The sequence below is a fragment of the Klebsiella sp. K-Nf6 genome (assembly GCF_002806655.1).
GTDB lineage: Bacteria > Pseudomonadota > Gammaproteobacteria > Enterobacterales > Enterobacteriaceae > Klebsiella > Klebsiella variicola.
This window is the reverse complement of the sequence record NZ_PIBN01000014.1, coordinates 117,936-144,295: the sequence shown is the minus strand read 5'-3', so window position 1 is coordinate 144,295 and position 26,360 is coordinate 117,936. Positions and strand designations below refer to the sequence as shown.

Below are 26,360 nucleotides of genomic sequence, written 5' to 3'. Positions count from 1 at the left end.
CGGAAGGATTATTGTTGGCCGGCTTCGTTCAGCCAGCTGTCAAATGGCGCTTTTGGCACCGCGCCATTGAGCATGTCGATCACTTCGCCATTTTTGAACATCATAATGGTCGGGATGCTGCGGATACGAAACCGGGCGCTAAGCTCACGTTCCGCTTCGGTGTTGACTTTCACAAAACGCATCTTCCCGCTACGCTCTTCCGCGACATCTTCAAAGATCGGCGCGAAGCTACGGCAGGGGCCGCACCATGGCGCCCAGAAATCGACAACGACCGGTAGATCGTCCTTTAAGAGTTTATCCAGCGTTGCCCCGGTCGCGTTGATGACGTCGCCGTCAAAAAGATCGTGACCGCAGCGTCCGCACTTTGCGCCATCCGCGCTACGATCGTCCGGGAGGCGGTTCAGAGCCTGACAACTGGCACAAACGGTATTCATAACTAACCTCTGGTTATGGGTTGCAACGTGGCACGTGGCCGATATGTTTCTGTGATGTTACATATTATCGATTAAGTGTTATTTAAGGACAATGCGTTTTGTTCGATGAGTGCAATAGAGGCCGGCTTTTAAACGAAATCATGGCGAAGCGATGACACATCGGGTAATCTGCGCGCTTCGCGCAGCGCAGGTGGAGAAAATTGATGAGCGACGAACTGAAAAATAAAAGCGGCAAGGTCAAAGTGATGTATGTCCGCAGTGATGATGATTCTGACAAACGCACCCATAACCCACGTACCGGGAAAGGGGGAGGTCGTCCAGGAAAATCTCGTGTTGACGGCCGCAGCCGCCCTGCGCGTGACGAACGAAACAGCCGCGGCGACGATCGCAAACGTGACGACCGCAAACGTGATGATTTTCATCGCGACGATGCGTCCCCATGGCGCACCGTTTCCCGCGCCCCTGGCGATGAGACGCCGGTAAAAGAAGATCACGGCGGGATCAGCGGGAAGAGCTTTATCGATCCGGAAGTGCTGCGTCGTCAGCGTGCGGAAGAAACCCGCGTGTATGGCGAAAATGCCTGTCAGGCCCTGTTCCTGAGCCGTCCGGATGCCATTGTTCGCGCCTGGTTTATCCAGAGCGTCACGCCCCGCTTTAAAGAAGCGCTGCGCTGGATGGCGGCCAACCGTAAGGCCTATCACGTGGTGGACGAAGCTGAGCTGGCGAAAGCCTCCGGCACCGAGCATCACGGCGGCGTCTGCTTCCTGATCAAAAAACGCCACGGCACCTCTGTCGCCCAGTGGGTAGCAAAGGCGGCAGAAGAAGATTGCGTTCTGGCGCTGGAAGATGTGGGTAACCCGCACAACCTAGGGGCGATCATGCGCAGCTGCGCGCACTTCGGCGTGAAGGGCGTGGTAGTTCAGGATGCTGGCGTGCTGGAGTCCGGGGCGGCGATCCGTACGGCAGAGGGCGGTGCGGAGCATGTTGAGCCGATCACCGGCGACAGCTTTATCGATACCCTGGATCAGTTCCGCAAAGCGGGCTACGCGATTGTCTCAACGTCCAGCCATAATGGTACGCCGCTGTTTAAAGCCGAGCTGCCGAAGAAAATGGTGCTGGTGTTAGGCCAGGAGCGTGATGGTCTGTCCGATGCGGCGATTTCCAGCTCTGATCTCAGCGTCGCCATCGACGGTACCGGCAATGTCGAAAGCCTGAACGTCTCTGTGGCGACCGGCGTCCTGCTGGCAGAATGGTGGCGTCAGAACAAGGCGTAATTCGCCTGCCTGAATGCGAAAAAGCCAGCTGATGCTGGCTTTTTTTATGGCTCGATCACTCGCTTTCTGCGGGAAGGACCGGCATCCAGTCAATCGGCGCTTCGCCGCGGTCAGCCAGCCACTGGTTGGTCTGTACGAAATGGTTACTGCCAAAGAAACCGCGATGCGCAGAGAGCGGCGACGGGTGCGGCGCCTTTAGCACGCAGTGGCGCTGACGATCGATAATCGCGCCTTTCTTCTGCGCGTGAGAACCCCACAGCAGGAATACCACCCCCTCGCAATGCTCATTGATTAACGCGATAACCTTATCGGTAAAGGTCTCCCAGCCGAGGCTGGCGTGCGAGTGCGCCTGTCCGGCGCGGACGGTCAGAACCGTATTAAGCAGAAGCACGCCCTGGCGCGCCCAGCTTTCGAGGTAACCGTGAGTGGGGCGGGTAAAGCCGGGGATCGTGGCCTCCAGCTCTTTGTACATGTTCAAGAGCGATGGCGGGATCGCGACGCCCGGGCGAACCGAGAACGCCAGACCGTGCGCCTGACCCGGGCCGTGATAGGGATCCTGGCCGAGAATGACGACTTTGACGTCGCCCAGTTCGGTAAAGCGAAACGCATTGAAGACGTCTTTTTGCGGTGGGTAGATGGTGATCCCGGACTGGCGCTCTTCGGCGACGGTCTTCAGAGTATTGAGAAAATAGGGTTGTTGCTTTTCATCCGCCAGCACGTCATGCCAGGTTAAAGGGGTGCTCATCTTGCTCTCCTGCAAAGGGTCATCGCTATAGCTTAACGGCTTCTTTCTACAGAACAAAATCGGCACGGCTTGATGATGGCTTTTATGCAAAAAAAATTGAAAATTTACAAAATTATTTATGACACCCCATGGCGTAACTTGATGTAAAACAATAAAATCCCCCTATACCCACTTTGCACGAGTGGTTTTTATTGATTTATATCAAGGAATGCCGCGGGTGCGGCTGATATATATACACTCATACAACAATGGTTTTACCAATTGGCCGCGAAGAGGCCAAAATCGAATAAACACTGCCTGGGAGGCATCAAATGATTACTGGTATCCAAATTACTAAAGCGGCAAACGACGACCTGCTGAACTCTTTCTGGCTGCTGGATAGCGAAAAAGGCGAAGCGCGCTGCCTGTGTGCCAAAGGTGGTTTTGCGGAAGATGACGTGGTTGCAGTGAGCAAACTGGGTGAAATCGAATACCGTGAAATCCCGGTGGACGTGAAACCAGAAGTTCGCGTGGAAGGCGGCCAGCACCTGAACGTTAACGTGCTGCGTCGCGAAACCCTGCTGGACGCGGTTGAGCATCCGGAAAAATACCCGCAGCTGACTATCCGTGTTTCCGGCTACGCGGTACGCTTCAACTCTCTGACCCCGGAACAGCAGCGCGACGTCATCGCCCGTACCTTTACCGAAAGCCTGTAAGACTGAAGCCAGATGTGAAAACGCCGGGATATCCCGGCGTTTTTTTACTCTTCGTTGGACGTTGATGGCGTCCCGGTAGCGCTTGGTTTACGGCGCTTACCGATATTTTTCGTATCGCGGTGGCGTTTCTTCACCCGCGGTTTCTCTTTTTCTTTCTCTTTTTTCTCGGCGCGCTTCGCCAACACTTTCTTCGACGGTTTACCGGTTAACTTCTCGCTCGGCGCGCGGGTTTTTGGTCGCAGTTCATCAATCACGCGGGCCTTCAGCGGTTCTTCAACATAGCGGCCGATTTTGCCCAGCAGCAGGTGGTCATGCGCTTCAACCAGCGAAATAGCGATGCCTTTTTTACCGGCGCGGCCGGTACGACCGATACGGTGCAAATAGATATCAGCGGTGCGCGGCATGTCGAAGTTAAACACGTGGCTGACATCCGGGATATCAATACCGCGCGCGGCGACGTCGGTGGCGATCAGCACGTTCACGCGACCATCGGTCAGGCGTTTAATCGCTTCGTTGCGCTTAATCTGCACCATCTCGCCTTCCAGCCAGCAGGTGGTGATCCCTGCTTCGTGTAGCTTAGCGGCCAGTTCGTGAACGCGCTCGCGCTTACGAACAAAGACGATGGAGCGGGTTGCTTCCGGCTGCTTCAGCAAATTAATCAGCAGCGCGGTTTTATGCTCGATATCGTCGGCGCGATAGTACCACTGATGTATTTTTTTACGTTCGCGGGTCGACGGGGTGGCGGAGACTTCAACCGGCTCTTCCAGCAGACGCTCGGCAAAATCTTTGATCGCATCGCCTTCCAGCGTCGCGGAGAACAGCATGGTCTGCTTGCGCCAGCGGGTTTCACCGGCGATGGTTTCGATATCCTGGGCAAAGCCCATGTCCAGCATGCGGTCAGCTTCATCGAGGATCAGGGTCTCGACGGCGCGGCAGTCAAAGTTCTCTTCTTTAATATATTGCAGCAGGCGACCGGTGGTAGCGACCACGATATCCTGGTTTTCGCTGAACACTTCCGCGTGGTTCATGTACGCTACGCCGCCGGTAATGGTGGCGATGTCCAGATGGGTATGCTTCGCCAGCTCGCGGGCGTGGTCAGCCACCTGCATCGCCAGCTCGCGGGTCGGCGTCAGGATAAGAATGCGCGGCGGCCCGGATTTCTTACGCGGGAAATCGAGCAGGTGCTGCAACGCTGGCAGCAGATACGCCGCCGTTTTACCGGTGCCGGTCGGCGCTGAACCGAGAATGTCACGGCCATCGAGCGCAGGCGGAATAGCGGCGGCCTGAATGGCTGTCGGGCGAGTGAAACCTTTATCCTGGAGGGCCTCCAGCAGGTTTTCGTCGAGTTCAAGTTCGGAAAAAGTCGTTACAGTCATGTTCTACCTCTGAGTGGGCCGCCGATTATAGACGTTACTGACGTAATGTTCATCTGTTTGTAAGGCTATCTGTTCTCCGGTATTGTGCATAGCCTTACGTTCAGGAGTTTTTGTCGGCAAGGTTATTGAGGATGTCTCAGTCGAAGTTTGCGCTGCCGCGCAATGGTTTTACCTTCAAACAGTTCTTTGTCGCCCACGATCGTTGCGCGATGAAGGTGGGCACTGATGGCATTTTGCTTGGTGCCTGGGCGCCGATTGCCGGGGTGAAGCATGTGCTGGATATTGGCGCGGGCAGCGGCCTGCTGGCGCTAATGCTCGCCCAGCGTACCGGCCATGAAGTGCATGTCGATGCGGTCGAACTGGACGAGGAGGCAGCCGCTCAGGCGCGGGAAAATGCCATCGCGTCGCCATGGTCTTCGCGCATAGAAGTCTGCCAGGCCGATATTCATCAGTGGCAGCCGTCGCAGACCCGGCGCTATGAACTGATAATCAGTAACCCGCCTTTTTTTGCCGAAGGGGTGCCATGCGCTACCTCGCAGCGGGAGCAGGCGCGGTATACCACGACGCTCGATCACGCCTCCCTGCTGACCTGTGCCGCAGAGCATATCACCGAAGAAGGTTTTTTTTGCGTGGTGCTGCCGGTGGATATCGGTAATGCGTTTATCGAGCGGGCAACGGCGATGGGGTGGCATTTGCGACTGCGCACTGACGTGGCGGAGACCGAACTGCGGCCGCCGCACCGGGTGCTGCTGGCGTTCTCCCCGACGGCAGGAGAGTGTTTCTGCGACAGACTGGCGATCCGCGGGCCAGAGCAGCAGTACTCTGAAGGGTTTACTGCTCTGACCGGGGATTTTTATCTCTTTATGTGAGCCAGGGGCGACAGTATCGACGGGCCGCTGTTCGGCAGCGGCTGCGGATAGTCGAGGGTATAGTGCAGCCCGCGGCTCTCCTTACGTAACATCGCGCAGCGTACGATAAGCTCCGCCACCTGCACCAGATTGCGCAGCTCCAGCAGATTATTCGAGACGCGGAAGCGGGCGTAATACTCATCCAGCTCCTGCTGGAGCATGGTAATGCGCCGCAGGGCGCGCTCCAGTCTGCGCGTCGTGCGCACAATGCCGACATAATCCCACATCAGCAGGCGCAGCTCGTGCCAGTTATGCTGGATAACCACCAGTTCATCCGGGATCTCCACCTGACTTTCATCCCACGCCGGCAGGGTGGTGACCTTCTGGGCCAGCGGCAGGCGCCGGGCGATATCCTCCGCGGCGGACCAGCCGTAGACCAGACACTCCAGCAGCGAGTTCGAGGCCATGCGGTTGGCGCCGTGCAGCCCGGTATAGCTGACTTCGCCGATGGCGTATAAGCCATCGACGTCAGTACGGCCATTATCATCCACCATCACGCCGCCGCAGGTGTAATGCGCGGCGGGGACGACCGGCACCGGATCTTTGGTTAAATCAATTCCCAGACCGAGCAGCTTTTCGTAAATCATTGGGAAGTGCTGGCGAACAAACGCCTCGGGTTTATGGCTGATATCAAGGAACATACAGTCAACGCCCAGGCGCTTCATTTCATGGTCGATGGCGCGGGCGACGATATCGCGCGGGGCCAGCTCGCCGCGCTCGTCAAAGTCCGGCATAAAGCGGGTGCCGTCCGGGCGTTTAAGGTGGGCGCCTTCGCCGCGCAGCGCTTCAGTAAGCAGGAAATTGCGCGCCTGTGGATGATACAGCGCGGTGGGGTGGAACTGGTTGAATTCGAGATTCGCTACCCGGCAGCCCGCCCGCCAGGCCATCGCAATGCCGTCTCCGGAAGAGACGTCGGGGTTAGTGGTATATTGATAAACCTTGGCAGCCCCGCCGGTCGCAAGCACTACCGCCTTCGCGCTGCAGGTTTCCACCCGCTCTTTATTGCGGTTCCAGATCCAGGCCCCGACCACCCGGCGCGTGCCCGACAGGCCAATCTTATCCGATACGATCAAATCGACGGCATTGCTGCGCTCAATGATGCGGATATTTGGATGGGCAAGGGCTTTATCGACCAGCGTCGTCTCTACCGCTTTGCCGGTAGCATCGGCGGCGTGAAGAATGCGTCGATGGCTGTGACCTCCTTCGCGAGTAAGATGGTAGCTCTCTTCGCCATTGGCCTGAACCTGGGTGTCAAACAGCACGCCCTGATCGATAAGCCATTGTACGCATGGTCTGGCGTTGCTGGCGACGAAGGTGACCGCATGGCGATCGCAGAGTCCCGCGCCGGCGATCAGCGTATCTTCAACATGGGATTCAATACTGTCCGTCTCATCAAAGACGGCGGCAATTCCGCCCTGCGCATAGAACGTAGAACCTTCGCTGATCGGTCCTTTACTCAGCACCGTCACCGAACTGTGCTCCGCCAGGCGCAGCGCGAGAGAGAGACCGGCAGCGCCGCTGCCGATAATCAACACATCACAAGAGAAGTCAGGAGTGGTATTCATCGTCTTTGTTTAATTTACTAAACACATTTAGCTCACAATAGCACCAGCGCGTGAGGAATCGTACATTTTTTTTGCCTGGTGTTGTGACGGCTAAACAGAAGGGGCCGGGAAAAGGGGCGTTGCGCGGTAAAAAAGAGAAGTGGAGCAGGTTGTTAGCATTGGATTTTATAGTGAAATAAACACTGTGTTACGATACCCTTCAGTCGGGCCTGCGCTTTTTCTTATTGACTAACCTGTTGTTTAGCAACCTGGGCATATAATGATTGATAACGATCTGCCGCCGTTGCCAGACAAAAAACAAAAGCGTAACGGAACTTTATTGTTTTCATGCACTCCAACAGTCAGCTTGCTCATAATGCAGATTTTGGGTGGTGTTTTGAAGACGCATGGGAATTGGGTTTGGGGAGACATTACCTCGGATGAGCGAGCAGTTAACGGATCAGGTCCTTGTTGAACGGGTCCAGAAAGGAGATCAGAAAGCGTTTAATTTGCTGGTGGTGCGCTATCAGCATAAGGTCGCGAGTCTGGTTTCCCGCTATGTACCGCCGGGCGATATCGCTGACGTTGTTCAGGAATCGTTCGTTAAGGCATGGCGTGCGCTGGACTCTTTCCGGGGAGATAGCGCTTTTTACACCTGGTTATACCGTATCGCCGTCAACACGGCGAAGAATTATCTGGTTGCTCAGGGACGCCGTCCGCCGTCCAGCGATGTTGACGCCAACGAGGCGGAAAACTTCGAAAGCGGCGGGGCGTTGAAAGAAATTTCGAACCCTGAGAACTTAATGTTGTCAGAAGAACTGAGACAAATAGTTTTTCGTACCATTGAATCGCTCCCGGAAGATTTACGCATGGCAATTACGTTACGGGAGCTGGATGGCCTGAGCTATGAAGAGATAGCCGCTATCATGGATTGTCCGGTTGGGACGGTGCGTTCGCGTATCTTCCGGGCGCGAGAAGCTATTGATAATAAAGTTCAACCGCTTATCAGGCGTTGACGATAGCGGAATACTGGAAAAGGGTATCAGGCATGCAGAAAGAACAACTTTCGGCTTTAATGGATGGTGAAACGCTGGATAAAGAACTGCTCAACGAGTTGAGCCGTTCCTCTGAGATGCAAAAAACCTGGGAGAGTTATCACCTCATTCGCGATACGCTGCGTGGCGATACCGCAGAGGTGCTGCAATTCGATATCTCCGCCCGGGTGATGGCCGCCATTGAAAATGAGCCCGTTCGTCAGACGGCGCCGCTTATTCCTGAATCTCAGCCCGCACCGCACCAGTGGCGGCAGATGCCGTTCTGGAACAAAGTGCGTCCATGGGCCAGCTCACTCACCCAAATGGGCGTTGCCGCCTGCGTATCGCTTGCGGTTATCGTCGGCGTCCAGCACTATAATGGGCAGTCTGATGCGACTCAGCAGCCAGAGGCGCCAGTGTTCAATACCCTGCCGATGATGGGTAAAGCGAGCCCGGTAAGCCTTGGCGTACCGGCTGACGCATCAGCAGGTAGCGGCCAGCAGGCGCAGGTCCAGGAACAGCGCCGCCGGATTAACGCCATGTTGCAGGACTATGAACTGCAGCGCCGCCTGCACGCTGAGCAGCTGCAGTTTGGCCAGGCCCAGACTCAGCAGGCAGCAGTCCAGGTGCCGGGTTATCAAACTTTAGGAACGCAATCGCAGTAATGAAGCAACTTTGGTGTGCCATGTCGCTCATGGCAGGCAGCCTGTTGTTCTCTGTCAACGCCTCGGCTGATACATCGTCCGGGGCGTTGTTGCAGCAGATGAACCTGGCCAGCCAGTCCCTCAATTATGAGCTGTCTTTCGTCAGCATCAATAAACAAGGCGTTGAGTCGCTGCGCTATCGTCATGCGCGACTGAACAATCAACCGCTGGCGCAGCTGCTGCAGCTGGACGGTCCGCGCCGGGAAGTGGTCCTGCGCGGCACGGAAATCAGCTATTTTGAACCCGGTCTCGATCCGTTTACCCTGAACGGCGACTATATCGTCGATTCGCTGCCGTCGTTAGTTTACAGCGATTTCAAACGCCTCTCCGCGGCGTATGATTTTATTTCCGTTGGTCGTACCCGTATCGCTGACCGCCTCTGTGACGTGATCCGCGTCGTAGCTCGCGACGGTACGCGCTATAGCTTTATCGCCTGGCTGGATGCCGAGACCAAACTGCCGCTGCGTGTCGATTTGCTCGACCGCGACGGCGAAACGCTCGAGCAGTTCCGGGTTGTCTCCTTCAACGTTGGCGATAACGTCAGCGCCAGCATGGAGACGCTGGCAAAAGCGAATCTACCCCCGCAGCTGTCCGTCCCTGAAGGGGGAGACAAAGCCAACTTCAACTGGGCTCCGACGTGGCTTCCCCAGGGGATGACTGAAGTTTCCAGCAGTCAGCGCCGTCTGCCCACTTTTGACGGTCCCGTCGAATCGCGTCTCTATTCCGATGGCTTGTTCAGCTTCTCGATCAATATCAACCGCGCCACGGCGGCCAGCAGCGACCAGCTGTTGCGCACCGGCCGACGTACCGTCAGCACGACGGTACGCGATAACGCGGAGATCACCGTGGTGGGCGAACTGCCGCCGCAGACGGCGAAGCGTATCGCTGACAGTATTAAATTCAAGGCAGTACAATGATTAAAGAGTGGGCCACCGTGGTTTCCTGGCATAACGGCGTGGCGCAGGTGCACTGCGACGTTAAAGCCTCCTGCAGCAGCTGCGCTTCCCGTGCCGGCTGTGGTAGCAGGGTGTTAAACAAGCTGGGACCGCAGACCAGCCATACCATTAGCGTGCCCTGCGAGCAGCCGTTGGCAGCGGGGCAAAAAGTGGAGTTGGGGATCGCCGAAAGCAGCTTGCTGGGCTCAGCGCTGCTCGTCTATATGGCGCCGCTGGTGGGGCTGTTTATGATGGCGTCCATTTTCCAGGTGCTGTTTGCCAGCGATATCGCGTCACTTTGCGGTGCGTTGTTGGGCGGCGTCGGCGGCTTCCTGGTGGCGCGCGGTCTGTCGCCGCAGCTGGCTGCTCGCCAGTCATGGCAGCCGGTGATTTTAAGCGTCGGTTTGCCGCCTGATCTACTGCGTGTTGATACGCCTTCCTCTGAAATGGGGCAGTGATTTCACTGTCCTTCACCTTTATTTACTCTTCCTGTTACAACGCCACAATTTCTGCCGTTATGCTGGATCTAACAGCATTTCCTGGTTTCGCGGATGTAGTGTAGAATGCGGCGTTTTCGGATTAAAAAACGTCAGGCACAGTACAGCGGCCTCATGATACTCGTAAGGCATAATTAACTCTAAATATGAAGAATATACGTAACTTTTCGATCATCGCTCACATCGACCACGGTAAGTCGACGCTGTCTGACCGTATCATCCAGATTTGCGGTGGCCTTTCTGATCGTGAAATGGAAGCCCAGGTTCTGGACTCCATGGATCTTGAGCGCGAGCGCGGGATCACCATCAAGGCGCAGAGCGTCACTCTGGACTACAAGGCCAACGACGGTGAGACCTATCAGCTGAACTTTATCGACACCCCAGGCCATGTGGACTTCTCATATGAAGTTTCTCGTTCCCTCGCCGCGTGCGAAGGCGCGCTGCTGGTGGTGGATGCCGGGCAGGGCGTAGAAGCCCAGACCCTGGCCAACTGCTACACCGCCATGGAGATGGACCTCGAAGTCGTTCCGGTGCTCAACAAGATCGACCTGCCTGCGGCCGACCCTGAGCGCGTAGCGGACGAGATTGAAGACATCGTCGGTATCGACGCCCACGACGCGGTTCGCTGTTCAGCGAAAACCGGTGTTGGCGTGCCGGATGTGCTGGAACGTCTGGTGCGCGACATTCCGCCGCCGGAAGGCGATCCGGACGCGCCGCTGCAGGCGCTGATCATCGACTCCTGGTTCGATAACTACTTAGGCGTCGTGTCGCTGGTGCGTATTAAAAACGGCACCATGCGCAAGGGCGATAAAATTAAGGTGATGAGCACCGGCCAGGTCTATAACGCCGACCGTCTGGGCATCTTCACCCCGAAACAGGTCGACCGTACCGAGCTGAAATGCGGCGAGGTAGGCTGGCTTGTCTGCGCGATCAAAGACATCCTCGGCGCGCCGGTGGGCGATACCCTGACCGCGGCGCGTAATCCAGCGGATAAAGCGCTGCCGGGCTTCAAAAAAGTGAAGCCGCAGGTCTATGCCGGTCTGTTCCCGGTGAGCTCTGATGACTATGAAAACTTCCGCGATGCGCTGGGTAAACTGAGTCTGAACGATGCTTCCTTGTTCTATGAGCCAGAAAGCTCAACGGCGCTGGGCTTTGGCTTCCGCTGCGGCTTCCTTGGTCTGCTGCACATGGAAATCATTCAGGAGCGTCTGGAGCGTGAGTACGATCTGGACCTGATTACCACGGCGCCGACGGTAGTCTATGAAGTGGAAACGACCTCCAAAGAAGTTATCTACGTCGATAGCCCGTCCAAGCTGCCGCCGCTGAATAATATTCAGGAGCTGCGTGAGCCGATCGCCGAGTGTCACATGCTGCTGCCGCAGGAGTTCCTCGGCAACGTGATCACCCTGTGTATCGAGAAGCGTGGCGTGCAGACCAACATGGTTTACCACGGTAAACAGGTGGCGCTGACCTATGAAATCCCGATGGCGGAAGTGGTTCTCGACTTCTTCGACCGTCTGAAGTCTACCTCCCGTGGCTATGCGTCGCTGGATTATAACTTCAAACGCTTCCAGGCCTCGAACATGGTGCGCGTTGACGTGCTGATCAACGGCGAGCGTGTCGATGCGCTGGCGCTGATCACCCACAACGACAACGCCCCTTATCGTGGTCGCGAACTGGTCGAGAAGATGAAAGAGCTGATCCCGCGTCAGCAGTTCGATATCGCCATTCAGGCGGCTATCGGCAACCACATCATCGCGCGCTCTACTGTGAAACAGCTGCGTAAAAACGTCCTGGCGAAATGCTACGGCGGCGACGTCAGCCGTAAGAAAAAGCTGCTGCAGAAGCAGAAAGAAGGTAAGAAGCGTATGAAGCAGGTCGGTAACGTTGAACTGCCGCAGGAAGCGTTCCTCGCCATTCTGCACGTTGGTAAAGACGGCAAATAATTAAGGAGTTGGCATGGCGAACATGTTTGCCCTGATTTTGGTCATTGCGACCCTTTTGACAGGGCTGTTGTGGTGTCTGGATAAGTTCATATTCGCACCAAAACGTCGTGAGCGTCAGGCCGCTGCTCAGGCAGCGACCGGCGAGCAGCTGGACAAGAAAACGCTGAAGAAAGTTGGCCCGAAACCGGGCTGGCTGGAAACTGGCGCCTCGGTCTTCCCGGTGCTGGCGATTGTGCTGATTGTACGTTCGTTTATCTATGAACCTTTCCAGATCCCGTCGGGTTCGATGATGCCGACCCTGCTGATTGGCGATTTCATCCTGGTGGAGAAATTCGCTTACGGCATTAAAGATCCGATCTATCAGAAAACGCTGATCGAAACGGGTCATCCGAAGCGCGGCGACATCGTGGTGTTTAAATATCCGGAAGATCCGCGTCTTGACTACATCAAGCGCGCGGTAGGGTTACCGGGTGATAAGGTCACCTACGATCCGGTTGCCAAGCAGGTCACTATCCAGCCGGGCTGCAGCTCCGGACAGGCCTGCGGCAACGCGCTGCCGGTGACTTATTCCAATGTTGAGCCGAGCGATTTCGTTCAGACCTTCTCCCGCAGCAACGGCGGCGAAGCGTCCAGCGGTTTCTGGCAGTTGCCGAAGGGCGAAACCAAAGCTGACGGCATTCGTCTGACCGAGCGTCAGGAGACGCTGGGCGACGTCACGCACCGTATTCTGATGGTGCCGATTGCCCAGGATCAGGTTGGGATGTACTACCACCAGTCCGGCCTGCCGCTGGCCACCTGGATTGTACCGCCCGGTCAGTATTTTATGATGGGTGACAACCGGGATAACAGCGCCGACAGCCGCTACTGGGGCTTTGTGCCGGAAGCCAACCTGGTCGGAAAAGCGACCGCTATCTGGATGAGTTTTGAAAAGCAGGAAGGTGAATGGCCGACCGGCGTGCGGTTATCGCGCATTGGTGGAATTCATTAATTTCCTCTGTTGAATTCACGCCGCTGCGGTTATCACAGCGGCGTGAATTATTTAATATTTAAATCCCTTCAAACTAACGACATCCCGTGTCGTTGCGTATAGAATATCCCCCCGAAGTTTTTGGTTGTCGCTCAACCGAGTGACACTGCACACGAAAGCGTATTGGACTGTTTCAACTTGCTGTATGAAGCGTATGCTCAGGTCGGTTTCGTGTGCTGCATCTTTGACGCATTCATTTATTGGTAACGCATGAACCCCATCGTAATTAATCGGCTTCAACGAAAGCTGGGCTACACTTTTCATCATCAGGAGCTGTTGCAACAGGCATTAACTCACCGCAGTGCCAGCAGCAAACATAATGAGCGCCTGGAGTTTTTAGGTGACTCCATTTTAAGTTTTGTGATCGCGAATGCGCTCTATCATCGTTTTCCTCGTGTGGACGAAGGCGATATGAGCCGTATGCGCGCGACGCTGGTGCGTGGCAACACGCTGGCGGAAATCGCCCGCGAGTTTGAACTGGGCGAGTGTCTGCGCCTCGGGCCGGGCGAACTGAAAAGCGGCGGTTTCCGTCGCGAATCCATTCTCGCGGACACCGTTGAAGCGTTAATTGGCGGGGTTTTCCTCGACAGCGATATTCAGAACGTTGAACGCTTAATCCTCTCCTGGTACCAGACCCGTCTGGACGAAATCAGTCCGGGCGATAAGCAAAAGGATCCGAAGACGCGTCTGCAGGAGTATCTGCAGGGACGTCATCTGCCGCTGCCGTCCTACCTGGTGGTCCAGGTACGCGGCGAAGCGCACGATCAGGAATTTACTATCCACTGCCAGGTCAGTGGCCTGAGTGAACCGGTGGTTGGCACAGGTTCCAGCCGTCGCAAGGCGGAGCAGGCTGCCGCCGAACAGGCGCTGAAAAAACTGGAGCTGGAATGAGCGAAGAAAAAAGTTATTGCGGATTTGTCGCCATCGTTGGTCGTCCAAACGTTGGCAAATCCACCCTGTTGAACAAGCTGCTGGGGCAGAAGATTTCGATCACTTCCCGAAAAGCGCAGACCACCCGTCACCGCATCGTCGGCATCCATACCGAAGGGCCGTATCAGGCGATTTACGTCGATACCCCTGGCCTGCATATGGAAGAGAAGCGTGCAATTAACCGCTTAATGAACAAAGCGGCCAGCAGCTCAATTGGCGATGTTGAACTGGTCATTTTCGTGGTGGAAGGTACTCGCTGGACGCAAGACGACGAGATGGTGCTGAACAAGCTGCGTGACGCGAAAGCACCTGTGATCCTCGCGATCAACAAGGTGGATAACGTGCAGGACAAAGCGGAGCTATTGCCGCATCTGCAGTTCCTCGCCAGCCAGATGAACTTCCTCGACATCGTGCCGATCTCTGCGGAAACCGGCACCAATGTTGATACTATCGCGGCGATCGTGCGTAAGCATCTGCCGGAAGCGATCCATCACTTCCCGGAAGATTATATTACTGACCGTTCACAGCGCTTTATGGCCTCTGAGATCATCCGTGAAAAACTGATGCGTTTCCTTGGCGCTGAACTGCCGTACTCCGTGACCGTGGAAATCGAACGTTTCGTGACCAACGAGCGCGGCGGCTACGATATCAACGGCCTGATCCTCGTCGAGCGCGAAGGGCAGAAGAAGATGGTGATTGGCAACAAAGGCGCCAAAATTAAAACCATCGGTATCGAAGCGCGTAAGGACATGCAGGACATGTTTGAAGCACCGGTACACCTCGAGCTGTGGGTCAAAGTGAAATCCGGCTGGGCCGATGACGAGCGCGCCCTGCGCAGTCTCGGTTACGTTGACGACCTCTGAGTTAACGCAACGTGGATGGATGGCAGCGCGCCTTTGTCCTGCATAGCCGACCGTGGAGCGAAACCAGCCTGATGCTGGACGTCTTCACGGAAGAATCGGGTCGTGTGCGCCTGGTGGCCAAAGGCGCACGCTCCAAACGCTCTAATCTCAAAGGCGCTTTACAGCCCTTTACCCCCTTACTGGTTCGCTTCGGCGGCCGCGGCGAGGTCAAAACCCTGCGCAGCGCGGAAGCCGTCTCGCTGGCGTTGCCGCTCAGTGGTATCACCCTTTACAGCGGCCTCTACGTTAACGAGCTTATCTCCCGCGTGCTGGAGCACGAAACTCGCTTCTCCGAACTCTTTTTTGACTATCTGCACTGCATTCAGGCGCTTGCCGGAACCAGCGGCTCGCCGGAGCCCGCGCTGCGGCGTTTTGAGCTGGCGCTGCTCGGGCACCTGGGCTATGGCGTGGATTTTCTTCACTGCGCGGGCAGTGGTGAGCCGGTGGACGACGCCATGACCTACCGCTATCGCGAAGAAAAGGGCTTTATTGCCAGCCTGGTGATTGATAACAACACGTTTACCGGGCACCATTTGAAAGCGTTGGCGAGTCGCGAGTTTCCGGATGTTGATACGCTGCGCGCCGCGAAGCGCTTTACCCGTATCGCCCTGAAGCCCTATCTCGGCGGCAAACCGCTCAAGAGCCGGGAATTGTTTCGCCAGTTTATGCCCGCGCGAAAGGTGCGGGCGGCTAATACGAATAATGATTAACGAGGATTGTCATGGCTGAATTACTGTTAGGGGTCAATATTGACCATATCGCGACCTTGCGTAACGCGCGCGGCACCGCCTATCCGGATCCGGTTCAGGCAGCTTTCATTGCCGAGCAGGCCGGCGCCGACGGCATCACCGTGCATCTGCGTGAAGACCGCCGCCATATTACCGATCGCGATGTGCGTATCCTGCGCCAGACGCTGCACACCCGGATGAATCTTGAAATGGCGGTCACCGAAGAGATGCTGACGATCGCCTGCGAAACCAAACCGCACTTCTGCTGCCTGGTGCCGGAGAAACGTCAGGAAGTCACCACCGAAGGCGGACTGGACGTGGCCGGGCAGCGCGACAAGATGCGCGATGCCTGCCAACGTCTGGCGGATGCCGGTATCCTGGTCTCTCTGTTTATCGATGCGGATAACGAGCAGATCAAAGCGGCGGCGGATGTTGGCGCGCCCTATATCGAAATTCACACCGGCTGCTATGCCGATGCCAAAACCGACGCCGAGCAGGCGAAGGAGCTGGAACGTATTGCCAAAGCGGCCACCTATGCCGCCAGCCTTGGCCTGAAGGTGAATGCTGGTCACGGTCTGACCTACCATAACGTGAAAGCGATTGCTGCGCTGCCGGAAATGCATGAGCTGAATATCGGCCATGCGATTATCGGTCGCGCAGTGATGAGTGGCCTGAAAGAGGCGGTCGCGGAAATGAAGCGTCTGATGCTGGAAGCGCGCGGCTAATGGCCATTCTCGGGCTGGGTACCGACATCGTCGAGATCGCCCGCATCGAAGCGGTGATCGCCCGCAGCGGCGATCGCCTTGCCCGCCGGGTGCTGAGCGACCATGAATGGAGCATCTGGGAGCAGCACCAGCAGCCGGTGCGTTTCCTGGCGAAACGCTTTGCGGTCAAGGAAGCGGCGGCGAAAGCGCTGGGAACCGGGATCCGTAACGGACTGGCGTTTAATCAGTTCGAGGTATACAACGACGAGCTGGGCAAGCCGAAGCTGCGACTATGGGGCGAAGCAAAGCTTTTGGCGGAACGAATGGGGGTAAGGGCTATTCATGTCACCCTCGCCGATGAACGCCACTACGCCTGCGCCACGGTGATTGTCGAAAGCTAGCCAGGATGGCGGTTAAATTTTATCCGCGTGGTGCATTAGCACGAATTTATCCCACAGCTGTTCTTCACTCTCGACGTGTGCCGGATCTTTCAGGATCGTATTCGGGATCGGGCACACTTTCTGGCAGGTTGGCGTGTCGTAATGACCCACGCACTCGGTGCAGCGGTCGCTGTTAATTTCATAAATGCTATCACCCATCGAAATGGCCTCATTCGGGCACTCCGGTTCGCACATATCGCAGTTGATGCATTTTTTGGTAATTAACAGCGCCATCAGGAAAGTCTCAGAAACAACACAAACAGGGCGGGCATTATACGCCCATTTTCTGCTCAGACCAGCTTTTTCACCAGCGCTTCGCTATGGCTCATACTCAACAATCCCGTTGGACTAAAGATGTACCGGGTACATTTATCAGCTTGATTGTTGTACTCGGTACACTTATGATGATTTTATAATCATCATACGCAGGATGCGGTATGTACACTTTTATTGAGCTGCAGGGTTTCAGTAAACGGCGTCAGGCGCTTCTACCGGATGACGAGTTTCGCGTTTTTCAGGAGATGTTGATTGAGGATCCTGAGGCTGGCGATACCATCGTAGGGACTGGGGGATTTCGAAAAATTCGCTGGAACCGACCGGGGATGGGCAAGCGTGGCGGGGTGAGAATTATTTATTACAATGTGACGCGTAAAGGGCGAATTTATCTGGCATTGGTCTATCCCAAAAATGAGCTGGATGATTTAACGGAAGAACAAAAGAAGATGCTGAAGCAGTTATCCGCTATGCTGGTATCCCGCTGAGGTTCTGTCACTCCCACAAGGCAACGGTGCCAGTTGTGGTGTCCACGAGGGCGATGAGGTACAGATGAAAGACGAGTTATTTGCCGATCTGCTGGCCAGTGCAGAAGAAATGGTAAGAATTGAAAAAGGTGAGCAAACGCCAGAGCCGCAGTATGTTCACACTTTTAGCCCGATTGATGTGAAAGCGATTCGCGAGGCTACCGGCTTAAAACAGCAGGATTTTGCTCTCGCCGTAGGCGTTAGCTATGACTTAGTTAAAAGCTGGGAAACTAAACGGCGCGAGCCAACCGGCGCCCCGAGAAAATTGCTGCTTTTATTACAGCTCAATCCTTTTATTATCAATCACCTTAAAGCAATTTAGATTTTTGATACTCATAATGGGCGTGGCAGTATTTTCTGACGCCCATTTTCTGCTCAGACCAGCTTTTTCACCAGCGCTTCGCTATGGCGAATGCGCTCCGGCGCCCGCTCCAGATCCTGCTGCACCAGCCCCATAAATAGCAGGTCGGTGAGCATCATTTGCGCGCTGGTGGAGGAGATGGCCGCGCTGCGCGTCGCCTGTTCTTCGGCAATGGTATACAGGCAGTGGGTTGCCTGCTGCTGCAGGGCGTTAGGGCTAAAGCCGGTGATCGCCAGGATCTTGCAGCCCACGCGCAGCGCTTCGCCTGCCGCCATATTGATCTCCCGGCGCTCGCCGGAGTAAGAGATCGCCAGCAGCAGATCGTCGCTGGACATGGCCTGCACTGTCGCCAGCAGGGCGTGCATATCCTGCTCAGAAACAGCGTTGATGCCGATCTTCATCAGCTTCCAGCTAAAGTTACGCGCCACCAGACCGGATGCGCCGATGCCGGTGACGATCACCCGCCGGGCGTTTCGCAGCAGCGTGACCGCTTCCCGTAACGTCTCTTCGGTGTTGACGTCCAGTGAAGCATGCATGGCGGCGACATTGTCTTTAATCAGTTTCTCGCCCACCAGTCGCAGCGGGTCGTCACCGCGAATGTGGTTATGCACCGGGACGGAGTGCGGATCCGGGCTGCTCGCCAGCGCCTCACTGAGGGCCAGCTTCAGTGCCGGAAAGCCTTTGAATCCCAGCTTCTGGGCAAATTTAACCACGCTGGACTGACTCACACCGGCTTCCGCCGCCAGCTGCTGCGAGCTGAGGTGCCGGGTCTCATCGGGCTGGCTCAGAATATAATCGGCCAACTTTTTGTCGCTCGCCGCCAGGGTGGGATAGCGCTGACGAATACGCGTTAAACAGTTCATTGGAGCTCCGCTGGAGCCGTCCGGCTCGTGACTGACAGAATTTTTATTCGATTATAAGGGGTATACCACGAATTAAAAATTCTTGAGCCACAATTTTTCCTTAGCCTGCTACTTTAATTCTTCCTTAACGGCAGGGGATGTTTTCCCTCTTCGCGGCGTAAGGCTGTTAAGCTTAACCTAACGAGAAGCGAGTCCTGACATAAGGAGGCAGTTTGCAGCACAATGAACGGAAAGTGGTGTTTTTCGATCTGGATGGAACCTTGCATCAGCAGGATATGTTCGGCAGTTTCCTGCGCTACCTGTTGCGTAATCTGCCGCTAAACCTGCTGCTGGTGGTGCCGATGGTGCCAGTGATCCTTGTCGGTCTGGCGGTTTGTGGGCGGGCGGCGCGCTGGCCGATGAGTCTCCTGTTGTGGGCATCAACCTTTGGCCGTCGTGAGGCGGTACTGAAGCGACTGGAAGCGGAATTTGTCGGCTGGTTTCGCCATCATGTGACGGCGTTTCCGGTGGTTCATGCGCGGCTCACGGCGTACCTGACCAGCACCGATGCCGACGTCTGGTTGATCACCGGCTCGCCGCAGTCGCTGGTGGAGCAGGTCTATCGCGATACCCTCTGGCTGCCACGGGTCAATCTGATTGCCAGTCGCACCGCGCGCCGCAGGGGCGGCTGGGTATTGACCCTGCGCTGCCTGGGGCATGAAAAAGTGGTGCAACTGGAGAAAAAGATTGGCGCGCCGCTGCGGCTGTACAGCGGCTATAGCGACAGTGAGCAGGACAACCCGTTGCTCGGCTTTTGCCAGCATCGCTGGCGGGTAACGCCTCAGGGAGAGCTCCAGCAGCTGGAGTAATAGTGTGTAATTGATAGCGCCCATGTATAATGCGCCCCGCTTTTTCTGCTGGAGTGGCCGCTGTGTCTGACCTCGAAATCAATGATGAATACTGGATGCGTCATGCCCTGACGCTGGCAAAGCGCGCCTGGGAAGAGGGCGAGGTGCCGGTGGGCGCGGTGCTGGTGCATAACAACCAGGTCATCGGCGAGGGCTGGAACCGGCCGATCGGCCGTCACGACCCCACCGCTCACGCGGAAATTATGGCTTTACGCCAGGGCGGACTGGTGCTGCAAAACTATCGCCTGATCGACGCCACGCTGTACGTGACCCTGGAGCCTTGCGTCATGTGCGCTGGCGCCATGGTGCACAGCCGCATCGCCCGCCTGGTCTTTGGCGCCCGCGATGCCAAGACCGGCGCCGCCGGCTCGCTGATAGATGTCCTGCACCATCCGGGAATGAATCATCGGGTTGAAATAAGCGAAGGCGTGCTGGCGGAGTCCTGCTCTACCATGCTGAGCGACTTCTTTCGCTGGCGGCGGGAAGAGAAAAAAGCGCTGAAGAAAGCCCGGGAGCAGACCGGAGAAGGTTAATACAGGTGGCCGGGGAGTTTTAACCGGGCATTATCCATCTGCTTATCGGCGCGAAACTTGAAAAAGGGCAGTGTAGTCTCCTGCGGCTGTTCGAGTTCATTCGGCAGCACGGCCGGGTAATCCTCAGCCAGGGCCAGCGTTTGCTGTTGCTGGCGCTCCTTCTCTGACAAATAGCCGACAAGGCTTATCTGATATTTGCGGATGTTTTCCACATAGGCGTAGGCCTCATGGCCGCGCGCATAGCCGTATTTAAGTTTGCTGTAATAAGGCTTCTGGCTCAGCAGGGGTAAACGCAGCTTAACGTCTGCCCAGCTGTTGGGATTGCCTTTTTGTTTGCGGGTGAGCGCCATGGCGTCCAGCATATGGGCATAGCCCATATTGTAAGCAGCCAGCGCAAACCAGATGCGTTCGTCTTTCGGGATCGAATCCGGCACTTTATCCATCATATCCTGCAGATAGCGCATGCCGCCGTCGATACTCTGCGCCGCATCGGTCCGGTCAGTCAGCCCCAGGCTTTGCGCGGTATTGCGCGTCAGCATCATCATACCGCGCACGCCGGTGGGGGAGGTGGCCTGCGGATCCCAGTGGGATTCCTGCCAGGCGATCGCGGCCAACAGGCGCCAGTCAATCTCGCGGGCGTACTTTTCAAACAGCGGCTGCACGTCCGGTAGAATATTCTCCACTGCACGGAGGAAGGTGCGGGTGTCGACGTAATCGAAGTCGTTGCCGTGGCCGAGGTATTTTTCCTCCAGGCGTGCCAGCGTACCGTCTTCATTAATGTTATTGAAGAAATCAAGCATCGCCGCCGACAGCGAATTATCTTCGCCCCGGGCGCTAAACCAGGTGACCGGCTGTTCGTCGGTGATATCCAGGGCTACCGCCAGCTCCGGATGGACGCGCTGAAACAGGCTGACGGCCACCGAGTCGGCGACGGTGTAATCGAGTTTGCCGTCAATCACCGCCTGCATCAGGGCCGTGGTACCGCGCTTCTCGTCCACACGCCAGGCAAGATCCGGGTATTTCTCCGCTTTTAAGGCCTGCAGGTCGTTGATCGCCACGTGACCCGGAGCGATGGTGAGCTGCTCGGCGGTCAGCGACGCGAGAGTGCGTGGCCGGATATTACCGACACGATAGACCAGCTGTTGGGAAACAGAATAGTAGGTGGGGCCGGCCTGGTAGTTTTTCACCCGCTCCTGGTTATAGACCAGACCGGCGGCCAGCATATCGGCCTGACCGTCGTCGAGGTCGTCAAACAGCTGGCTGATGTTCTGCCGGACGGTTACCTTAAGCGTTACGCCCAGGTAGTCAGCAAACTGTTTCGCCAGTTCATAATCCAGACCGAACGTTTTATTGTTCATGGTGGCGAAGGTCATCGGCGAGTTGATGGTGCTGATGCGCAGCTCGCCGCGAGCGATAATGCCCGCCACCCGGTTCTCGGGTTTGCCGGACCAGGGGATTGACGGCCACAGGGCCGCCGCCAGCAAAAGGGTGACAATGCCGATCAGCAGATAATTAATCTTTAATTTTTTCAGAGCGTTAATCTTCTGCAGCTTCAAGTTCCTCAGCAGGCGATGTCCGGAAAAAACGCAAGGTTGTCGTTGAATGAGCGGCATTCTGCTTAAGAATGCGCCAGTTGGCAACTTATTCGCAATGGTCGTCACATTTATTGATAAAGCTGATGAATCATTTTATTTCTACGCAAACGGTTTCGTCGGGGCGCAGGATTCACTATAATGACGCCCGTTTCCCCCCCTGGCTCACCCTGAAAGCTTCGAAGACGAGAGACTTATGATGGAAATTTTGCGTGGTTCACCTGCACTGTCGGCATTCCGTATCAATAAACTGCTGGCACGATTTCAGGCGGCCAACCTTCCGGTAAGCGCCATATATGCCGAGTATATTCATTTTGCCGATCTGAACGCTCCGCTGAGCGCTGACGATCGCGAGCGCCTGGCGCGACTGCTTCAGTATGGCCCGAGCTTAAATAGCCATACCCCGACCGGTAAATTACTGCTCGTGACCCCTCGCCCTGGCACCATCTCTCCCTGGTCTTCTAAAGCTACCGATATCGCTCACAACTGCGGTCTGACTCAGGTCGTGCGCCTGGAGCGCGGCGTGGCGTATTACGTTGAAGCCTCAACCCTGACCGAAGCACAGTGGACCGCCGTGGCGGCGGAACTGCACGACCGCATGATGGAGAGCGTCTTCGACGCCCTGGAAGCGGGCGAGACGCTGTTTGCCCACCATCAGCCGACGCCGGTCACCAGCGTTGACCTGCTGGGCGAGGGCCGCCAGGCGCTGATTGACGCCAACCTCCGTCTGGGGCTGGCGCTGGCAGATGACGAAATTGACTACCTGCAGGATGCGTTTACCCGTCTGGGCCGCAATCCGAACGATATTGAGCTGTATATGTTCGCCCAGGCGAACTCTGAGCATTGCCGCCACAAGATTTTCAACGCCGACTGGATCATCGACGGCGAACAGCAGCCGAAGTCGCTGTTCAAAATGATCAAAAACACCTTCGAAAAAACGCCGGACTACGTCCTGTCGGCCTATAAAGACAATGCCGCAGTGATGGAAGGGTCTGAAGTGGGGCGCTATTTTGCCGACCACCAGACCGGGCGCTACGACTTCCATCAGGAGCCGGCGCACATTCTGATGAAGGTGGAAACCCATAACCACCCGACGGCCATCTCTCCATGGCCGGGCGCGGCAACCGGCTCCGGCGGCGAAATCCGTGATGAAGGCGCCACCGGCCGCGGCGCGAAGCCGAAAGCGGGCCTGGTGGGTTTCTCGGTTTCCAACCTGCGTATTCCGGGCTTCGAGCAGCCGTGGGAAGAAGATTTCGGTAAACCGGACCGCATTGTCACGGCCCTGGACATCATGACCGAAGGCCCGCTGGGCGGCGCGGCGTTTAACAACGAGTTTGGTCGTCCGGCGCTGAACGGCTACTTCCGCACCTATGAAGAGAAAGTCACCAGCCACAATGGCGAAGAGCTGCGCGGCTACCACAAACCGATCATGCTGGCCGGCGGTATCGGCAACATCCGCGGCGAGCATGTGCAGAAGGGCGAGATTACCGTCGGGGCGAAGCTGATCGTGCTGGGCGGCCCGGCGATGAACATCGGCCTCGGCGGCGGCGCGGCGTCTTCTATGGCCTCCGGCCAGTCCGATGCCGACCTCGATTTCGCCTCCGTACAGCGTGACAACCCGGAAATGGAACGCCGCTGTCAGGAAGTGATCGACCGCTGCTGGCAGCTGGGCGACGCCAACCCGATCCTCTTTATCCACGATGTTGGCGCGGGCGGTCTCTCCAACGCCATGCCGGAGCTGGTGAGCGACGGCGGCCGCGGCGGTAAATTCCAGCTGCGCGATATTCTCAGCGATGAGCCAGGGATGAGCCCGCTGGAGATCTGGTGTAACGAATCGCAGGAACGTTATGTCCTGGCGGTCGCGCCGGAGCAACTGCCGCTGTTCGACGAACTGTGCCGCCGCGAACGCGCGCCTTATGCCGTTATCGGCGAAGCTACCGCTGAGCAGCACCTGAGCCTGAGCGACAGCCACTTTAACGATCAGCCGATCGACCTGCCGCTGGACGTCCTGCTCGGCAAAACGCCGAAAATGACCCGCGACGTGCAGACCCTGAAAGCTCAGGGCAGCGCGCTGGATCGCCAACCGATTACCCTTGCCGATGCGGTAAATCGCGTTCTGCATCTGCCGACGGTGGCCGAGAAAACCTTCCTCGTGACCATCGGCGACCGTACGGTGACCGGCATGGTCGCCCGCGACCAGATGGTCGGCCCGTGGCAGATCCCGGTGGCCAACTGCGCGGTAACCACCGCCAGCCTCGACAGCTACTACGGTGAAGCGATGGCGATGGGCGAGCGCGCCCCGGTTGCCCTGCTGGACTTCGCGGCCTCTGGCCGTCTGGCCGTCGGTGAAGCGCTGACCAACATCGCCGCCACGCAGATTGGCGAGCTGAACCGCGTGAAGCTGTCGGCTAACTGGATGGCCGCCGCTGGCCACCCGGGCGAAGACGCTGGCCTGTATGAGGCAGTGAAAGCGGTCGGCGAAGAGCTGTGTCCGGCGCTGGGCCTGACCATTCCAGTCGGCAAAGACTCGATGTCGATGAAAACCCGCTGGCAGGAAGGCAGCGAGCAGCGCGAGATGACCTCCCCGCTGTCGCTGGTGATCTCCGCCTTTGCCCGTGTCGAAGATGTTCGTCATACCGTCACGCCGCAGCTTTCTACAGAAGATAACGCTCTGCTGCTGATCGACCTCGGTAAAGGCCACAACGCGCTGGGCGCGACGGCCCTGGCGCAGGTCTATCGCCAGCTCGGCGACAAGCCAGCTGATGTGCGTGATGTTGCTCAGCTGAAAGGCTTCTGGGATGCGATGCAGGCTCTGGTGGCGCAGCGTAAACTGCTGGCCTACCACGACCGCTCCGATGGCGGCCTGCTGGTGACCCTGGCGGAAATGGCCTTTACCGGCCACTGTGGCCTGGAAGCAGATATCGCCGCGCTGGGCGACGACCGTCTGGCCGCGCTGTTCAACGAAGAGCTGGGGGCGGTGATCCAGGTACGTGCCGTAGACCGTGAGGCGGTGGAAGCCATTCTGGCGGTTAACGGTCTGGCAGACTGCGTGCATTACCTCGGTACAGCGGTTGAGGGCGATCGCTTTGTGCTGACTGCCAACGGTCAGACGGTGTTTAGCGAAAGCCGTACCACGCTGCGTATGTGGTGGGCGGAAACCACCTGGCAGATGCAGCGCCTACGTGACAACCCGGCCTGCGCCGATCAGGAGCACGAGGCGAAAGCCAATGACGCCGACCCGGGCCTCAATGTGAAGCTTTCGTTTGATATTAATGACGACGTTGCGGCGCCGTACATTGCCACCGGCGCGCGTCCGAAAGTGGCCGTCCTGCGCGAGCAGGGGGTGAACTCCCACGTTGAAATGGCGGCAGCCTTCCATCGCGCCGGCTTTGACGCCATCGACGTGCATATGAGCGACCTGCTGGCGGGCCGCACCGGTCTGGGGGATTTCCATGCCCTGGTGGCCTGCGGCGGCTTCTCCTACGGCGACGTGCTGGGCGCGGGTGAAGGCTGGGCGAAGTCGATTCTGTTCAACGAGCGCGTGCGCGATGAGTTCGCGACGTTCTTCCACCGTCCGCAGACCCTGGCGCTCGGCGTGTGCAACGGCTGTCAGATGATGTCCAACCTGCGTGAACTGATCCCGGGCAGCGACCTCTGGCCGCGCTTTGTGCGTAACCAGTCTGACCGCTTCGAAGCGCGCTTTAGCCTGGTGGAAGTGACGCAAAGCCCATCCCTGCTGCTGGAAGGCATGGTTGGCTCGCGGATGCCGATTGCGGTCTCCCACGGCGAAGGTCAGGTGGAAGTGCGCGACAGCGCGCATCTGGCCCAGCTGGAGAGCAAAGGTCTGGTGGCGTTGCGCTTCGTGGATAATTTCGGCAAAGTGACCGAAACCTATCCGGCGAACCCGAACGGTTCCCCGAACGGTATCACCGCGGTGACCAGCGAAAGCGGGCGCGCGACCATCATGATGCCGCACCCGGAACGCGTCTTCCGCACCGTAAGCAACTCCTGGCACCCGGAGAACTGGGGCGAGGACAGCCCGTGGATGCGTATCTTCCGTAACGCGCGTAAACAGCTGGGTTAATCTCCCCGCAGCGTGTCACGCGGACGTATCGGCCCCCTGCTCAGGCAGGGGGCTTTTTTTATCTGTGATGGCCGGCACGCCAGGGTGTCGGGAATTGCCGACAACCGCTATGTTATGGTGTCTCTAATAGGAGACATTTAAGTTATTGATTTAATTGATGAGTGATTAAGCGCTTATTTAGCGTCGTCAATTGGCGACAGTGTGAATAAAAAGCGCACAGCTCTGATTGGGTGATGATATTGAACTAATATCATAAATATCAGTGTGTTAATAAAATGTTTTGAAAGATGGCATAGTTCATGCATAATATTAACCAGTGGCTCATTCACCTTCTTATGTCAGCCCCTTCGGGACGCGCTACATAAACTTCGAATGACGCACAAACAGGTGCCTGCCGTCCAACTCCTGATAATAGCC

27 protein-coding genes are annotated in these 26,360 nt (G+C 56.9%); 20 read left to right on the top strand and 7 right to left on the bottom strand.

The window, feature by feature from the left end; all coding sequences use genetic code 11:
* Window positions 1-8: 8 nt before the first annotated feature.
* On the bottom strand, window positions 9-434 hold the full coding sequence (trxC, locus tag CWM61_RS21215; protein WP_002914091.1) for a thioredoxin TrxC: 426 nt from the start codon (window positions 432-434) through the stop codon (window positions 9-11).
* A gap of 203 nt (window positions 435-637) precedes the next feature.
* Here trxC and CWM61_RS21210 point away from each other — a divergent pair, with 203 nt between their 5' ends.
* A complete protein-coding gene (locus tag CWM61_RS21210) occupies window positions 638-1,708 on the top strand; it encodes a tRNA/rRNA methyltransferase (RefSeq protein ID WP_100631871.1) in 1,071 nt (356 codons plus the stop codon).
* Between the two features lie 55 nt (window positions 1,709-1,763).
* Here CWM61_RS21210 and ung read toward each other — a convergent pair whose 3' ends face one another.
* Window positions 1,764-2,453, bottom strand: a complete 690-nt coding sequence (ung, locus tag CWM61_RS21205; RefSeq protein WP_061153637.1) for a uracil-DNA glycosylase — start codon at window positions 2,451-2,453, stop codon at window positions 1,764-1,766.
* A 311-nt stretch (window positions 2,454-2,764) separates the two neighbouring features.
* On the opposite strand from ung, the gene grcA reads away from it, so the two are divergent.
* The gene (gene grcA, locus CWM61_RS21200; RefSeq protein ID WP_002914084.1) at window positions 2,765-3,148 is read left to right on the top strand and encodes an autonomous glycyl radical cofactor GrcA; all 384 of its coding nucleotides are present in this window, start codon (window positions 2,765-2,767) and stop codon (window positions 3,146-3,148) included.
* A gap of 44 nt (window positions 3,149-3,192) precedes the next feature.
* Here the strand turns inward: grcA and srmB are convergent, their stop codons facing one another.
* Window positions 3,193-4,524: an ATP-dependent RNA helicase SrmB gene (gene srmB, locus CWM61_RS21195; RefSeq protein ID WP_074387833.1), complete on the bottom strand. Its 1,332-nt coding sequence runs from the start codon at window positions 4,522-4,524 to the stop codon at window positions 3,193-3,195.
* A 131-nt stretch (window positions 4,525-4,655) separates the two neighbouring features.
* Here srmB and trmN point away from each other — a divergent pair, with 131 nt between their 5' ends.
* The gene (trmN, locus tag CWM61_RS21190; protein WP_074387834.1) at window positions 4,656-5,393 is read left to right on the top strand and encodes a tRNA(1)(Val) (adenine(37)-N(6))-methyltransferase TrmN; all 738 of its coding nucleotides are present in this window, start codon (window positions 4,656-4,658) and stop codon (window positions 5,391-5,393) included.
* Here trmN and nadB read toward each other — a convergent pair.
* A complete protein-coding gene (nadB, locus tag CWM61_RS21185; protein ID WP_061153640.1) occupies window positions 5,378-6,997 on the bottom strand; it encodes an L-aspartate oxidase in 1,620 nt (539 codons plus the stop codon). The genes trmN and nadB overlap by 16 nt on opposite strands.
* 327 nt (window positions 6,998-7,324) lie before the next feature.
* Between nadB and rseD the strand changes: the two genes are divergently transcribed.
* The 12 genes from rseD to acpS all read left to right on the top strand — a co-directional run bounded on the left by rseD (window position 7,325) and on the right by acpS (window position 16,784).
* Window positions 7,325-7,420, top strand: a complete 96-nt coding sequence (rseD, locus tag CWM61_RS30210) for a rpoE leader peptide RseD (protein ID WP_121980491.1) — start codon at window positions 7,325-7,327, stop codon at window positions 7,418-7,420.
* A complete protein-coding gene (gene rpoE / locus CWM61_RS21180) occupies window positions 7,417-7,992 on the top strand; it encodes an RNA polymerase sigma factor RpoE (protein WP_002914074.1) in 576 nt (191 codons plus the stop codon). Before rseD ends, rpoE begins: the two co-directional genes overlap by 4 nt.
* A gap of 32 nt (window positions 7,993-8,024) precedes the next feature.
* Window positions 8,025-8,675: an anti-sigma-E factor RseA gene (rseA, locus tag CWM61_RS21175; protein ID WP_008803762.1), complete on the top strand. Its 651-nt coding sequence runs from the start codon at window positions 8,025-8,027 to the stop codon at window positions 8,673-8,675.
* On the top strand, window positions 8,675-9,631 hold the full coding sequence (gene rseB / locus CWM61_RS21170) for a sigma-E factor regulatory protein RseB (RefSeq protein ID WP_061153641.1): 957 nt from the start codon (window positions 8,675-8,677) through the stop codon (window positions 9,629-9,631). The genes rseA and rseB overlap by 1 nt, the downstream gene beginning before the upstream one ends.
* On the top strand, window positions 9,628-10,107 hold the full coding sequence (rseC, locus tag CWM61_RS21165; protein ID WP_061153642.1) for a SoxR-reducing system protein RseC: 480 nt from the start codon (window positions 9,628-9,630) through the stop codon (window positions 10,105-10,107). Before rseB ends, rseC begins: the two co-directional genes overlap by 4 nt.
* A gap of 185 nt (window positions 10,108-10,292) precedes the next feature.
* Window positions 10,293-12,092: a translation elongation factor 4 gene (gene lepA, locus CWM61_RS21160; protein WP_074387835.1), complete on the top strand. Its 1,800-nt coding sequence runs from the start codon at window positions 10,293-10,295 to the stop codon at window positions 12,090-12,092.
* A 13-nt stretch (window positions 12,093-12,105) separates the two neighbouring features.
* Window positions 12,106-13,080 (top strand): signal peptidase I, encoded by a 975-nt coding sequence (gene lepB / locus CWM61_RS21155; protein ID WP_100631870.1) that lies wholly within the window; start codon window positions 12,106-12,108, stop codon window positions 13,078-13,080.
* Window positions 13,081-13,329: 249 nt separating this feature from the next.
* Entirely contained in the window at window positions 13,330-14,010 is a 681-nt protein-coding gene (rnc, locus tag CWM61_RS21145; protein ID WP_002914065.1) for a ribonuclease III, read from the top strand.
* Window positions 14,007-14,912, top strand: a complete 906-nt coding sequence (era, locus tag CWM61_RS21140; RefSeq protein WP_061153644.1) for a GTPase Era — start codon at window positions 14,007-14,009, stop codon at window positions 14,910-14,912. The genes rnc and era overlap by 4 nt, the downstream gene beginning before the upstream one ends.
* Before the next feature lie 11 nt (window positions 14,913-14,923).
* Window positions 14,924-15,661, top strand: a complete 738-nt coding sequence (recO, locus tag CWM61_RS21135; protein WP_074387838.1) for a DNA repair protein RecO — start codon at window positions 14,924-14,926, stop codon at window positions 15,659-15,661.
* Window positions 15,662-15,672: 11 nt separating this feature from the next.
* Window positions 15,673-16,404, top strand: a complete 732-nt coding sequence (pdxJ, locus tag CWM61_RS21130; RefSeq protein WP_074387839.1) for a pyridoxine 5'-phosphate synthase — start codon at window positions 15,673-15,675, stop codon at window positions 16,402-16,404.
* A complete protein-coding gene (gene acpS / locus CWM61_RS21125) occupies window positions 16,404-16,784 on the top strand; it encodes a holo-ACP synthase (RefSeq protein ID WP_008803771.1) in 381 nt (126 codons plus the stop codon). Before pdxJ ends, acpS begins: the two co-directional genes overlap by 1 nt.
* Before the next feature lie 12 nt (window positions 16,785-16,796).
* On the opposite strand, the gene CWM61_RS21120 is transcribed toward acpS, so the two are convergent.
* Window positions 16,797-17,057, bottom strand: coding sequence for a YfhL family 4Fe-4S dicluster ferredoxin (locus CWM61_RS21120; RefSeq protein WP_004144350.1), 261 nt, complete (start codon window positions 17,055-17,057; stop codon window positions 16,797-16,799).
* Window positions 17,058-17,260: 203 nt separating this feature from the next.
* Between CWM61_RS21120 and CWM61_RS21115 the strand changes: the two genes are divergently transcribed.
* Together CWM61_RS21115 and nadS are read left to right on the top strand one after the other, a co-directional pair.
* Complete coding sequence (locus CWM61_RS21115) at window positions 17,261-17,584, top strand: type II toxin-antitoxin system RelE/ParE family toxin (RefSeq protein WP_074387840.1); 324 nt, start codon at window positions 17,261-17,263, stop codon at window positions 17,582-17,584.
* Window positions 17,585-17,648: 64 nt separating this feature from the next.
* Window positions 17,649-17,945 carry a NadS family protein gene (gene nadS / locus CWM61_RS21110; protein ID WP_100631869.1) on the top strand — a complete coding sequence of 99 codons (297 nt, stop codon included), beginning with the start codon at window positions 17,649-17,651 and terminating at the stop codon, window positions 17,943-17,945.
* A 53-nt stretch (window positions 17,946-17,998) separates the two neighbouring features.
* Here the strand turns inward: nadS and CWM61_RS21105 are convergent, their stop codons facing one another.
* Entirely contained in the window at window positions 17,999-18,847 is an 849-nt protein-coding gene (locus CWM61_RS21105) for a MurR/RpiR family transcriptional regulator (RefSeq protein WP_004144349.1), read from the bottom strand.
* A 212-nt stretch (window positions 18,848-19,059) separates the two neighbouring features.
* Here CWM61_RS21105 and yfhb point away from each other — a divergent pair, with 212 nt between their 5' ends.
* Both yfhb and tadA read left to right on the top strand, forming a co-directional pair.
* Entirely contained in the window at window positions 19,060-19,695 is a 636-nt protein-coding gene (gene yfhb / locus CWM61_RS21100) for a phosphatidylglycerophosphatase C (protein ID WP_074387842.1), read from the top strand.
* A gap of 62 nt (window positions 19,696-19,757) precedes the next feature.
* Window positions 19,758-20,267 (top strand): tRNA adenosine(34) deaminase TadA, encoded by a 510-nt coding sequence (gene tadA / locus CWM61_RS21095; protein WP_210726768.1) that lies wholly within the window; start codon window positions 19,758-19,760, stop codon window positions 20,265-20,267.
* On the opposite strand, the gene mltF is transcribed toward tadA, so the two are convergent.
* A complete protein-coding gene (gene mltF / locus CWM61_RS21090; protein ID WP_074387844.1) occupies window positions 20,264-21,880 on the bottom strand; it encodes a membrane-bound lytic murein transglycosylase MltF in 1,617 nt (538 codons plus the stop codon). The two genes, tadA and mltF, sit on opposite strands and share 4 nt — an antisense overlap.
* Window positions 21,881-22,055: 175 nt before the next feature.
* Here mltF and purL point away from each other — a divergent pair, with 175 nt between their 5' ends.
* The gene (purL, locus tag CWM61_RS21080; protein ID WP_100631868.1) at window positions 22,056-25,943 is read left to right on the top strand and encodes a phosphoribosylformylglycinamidine synthase; all 3,888 of its coding nucleotides are present in this window, start codon (window positions 22,056-22,058) and stop codon (window positions 25,941-25,943) included.
* Window positions 25,944-26,360: the final 417 nt, after the last annotated feature.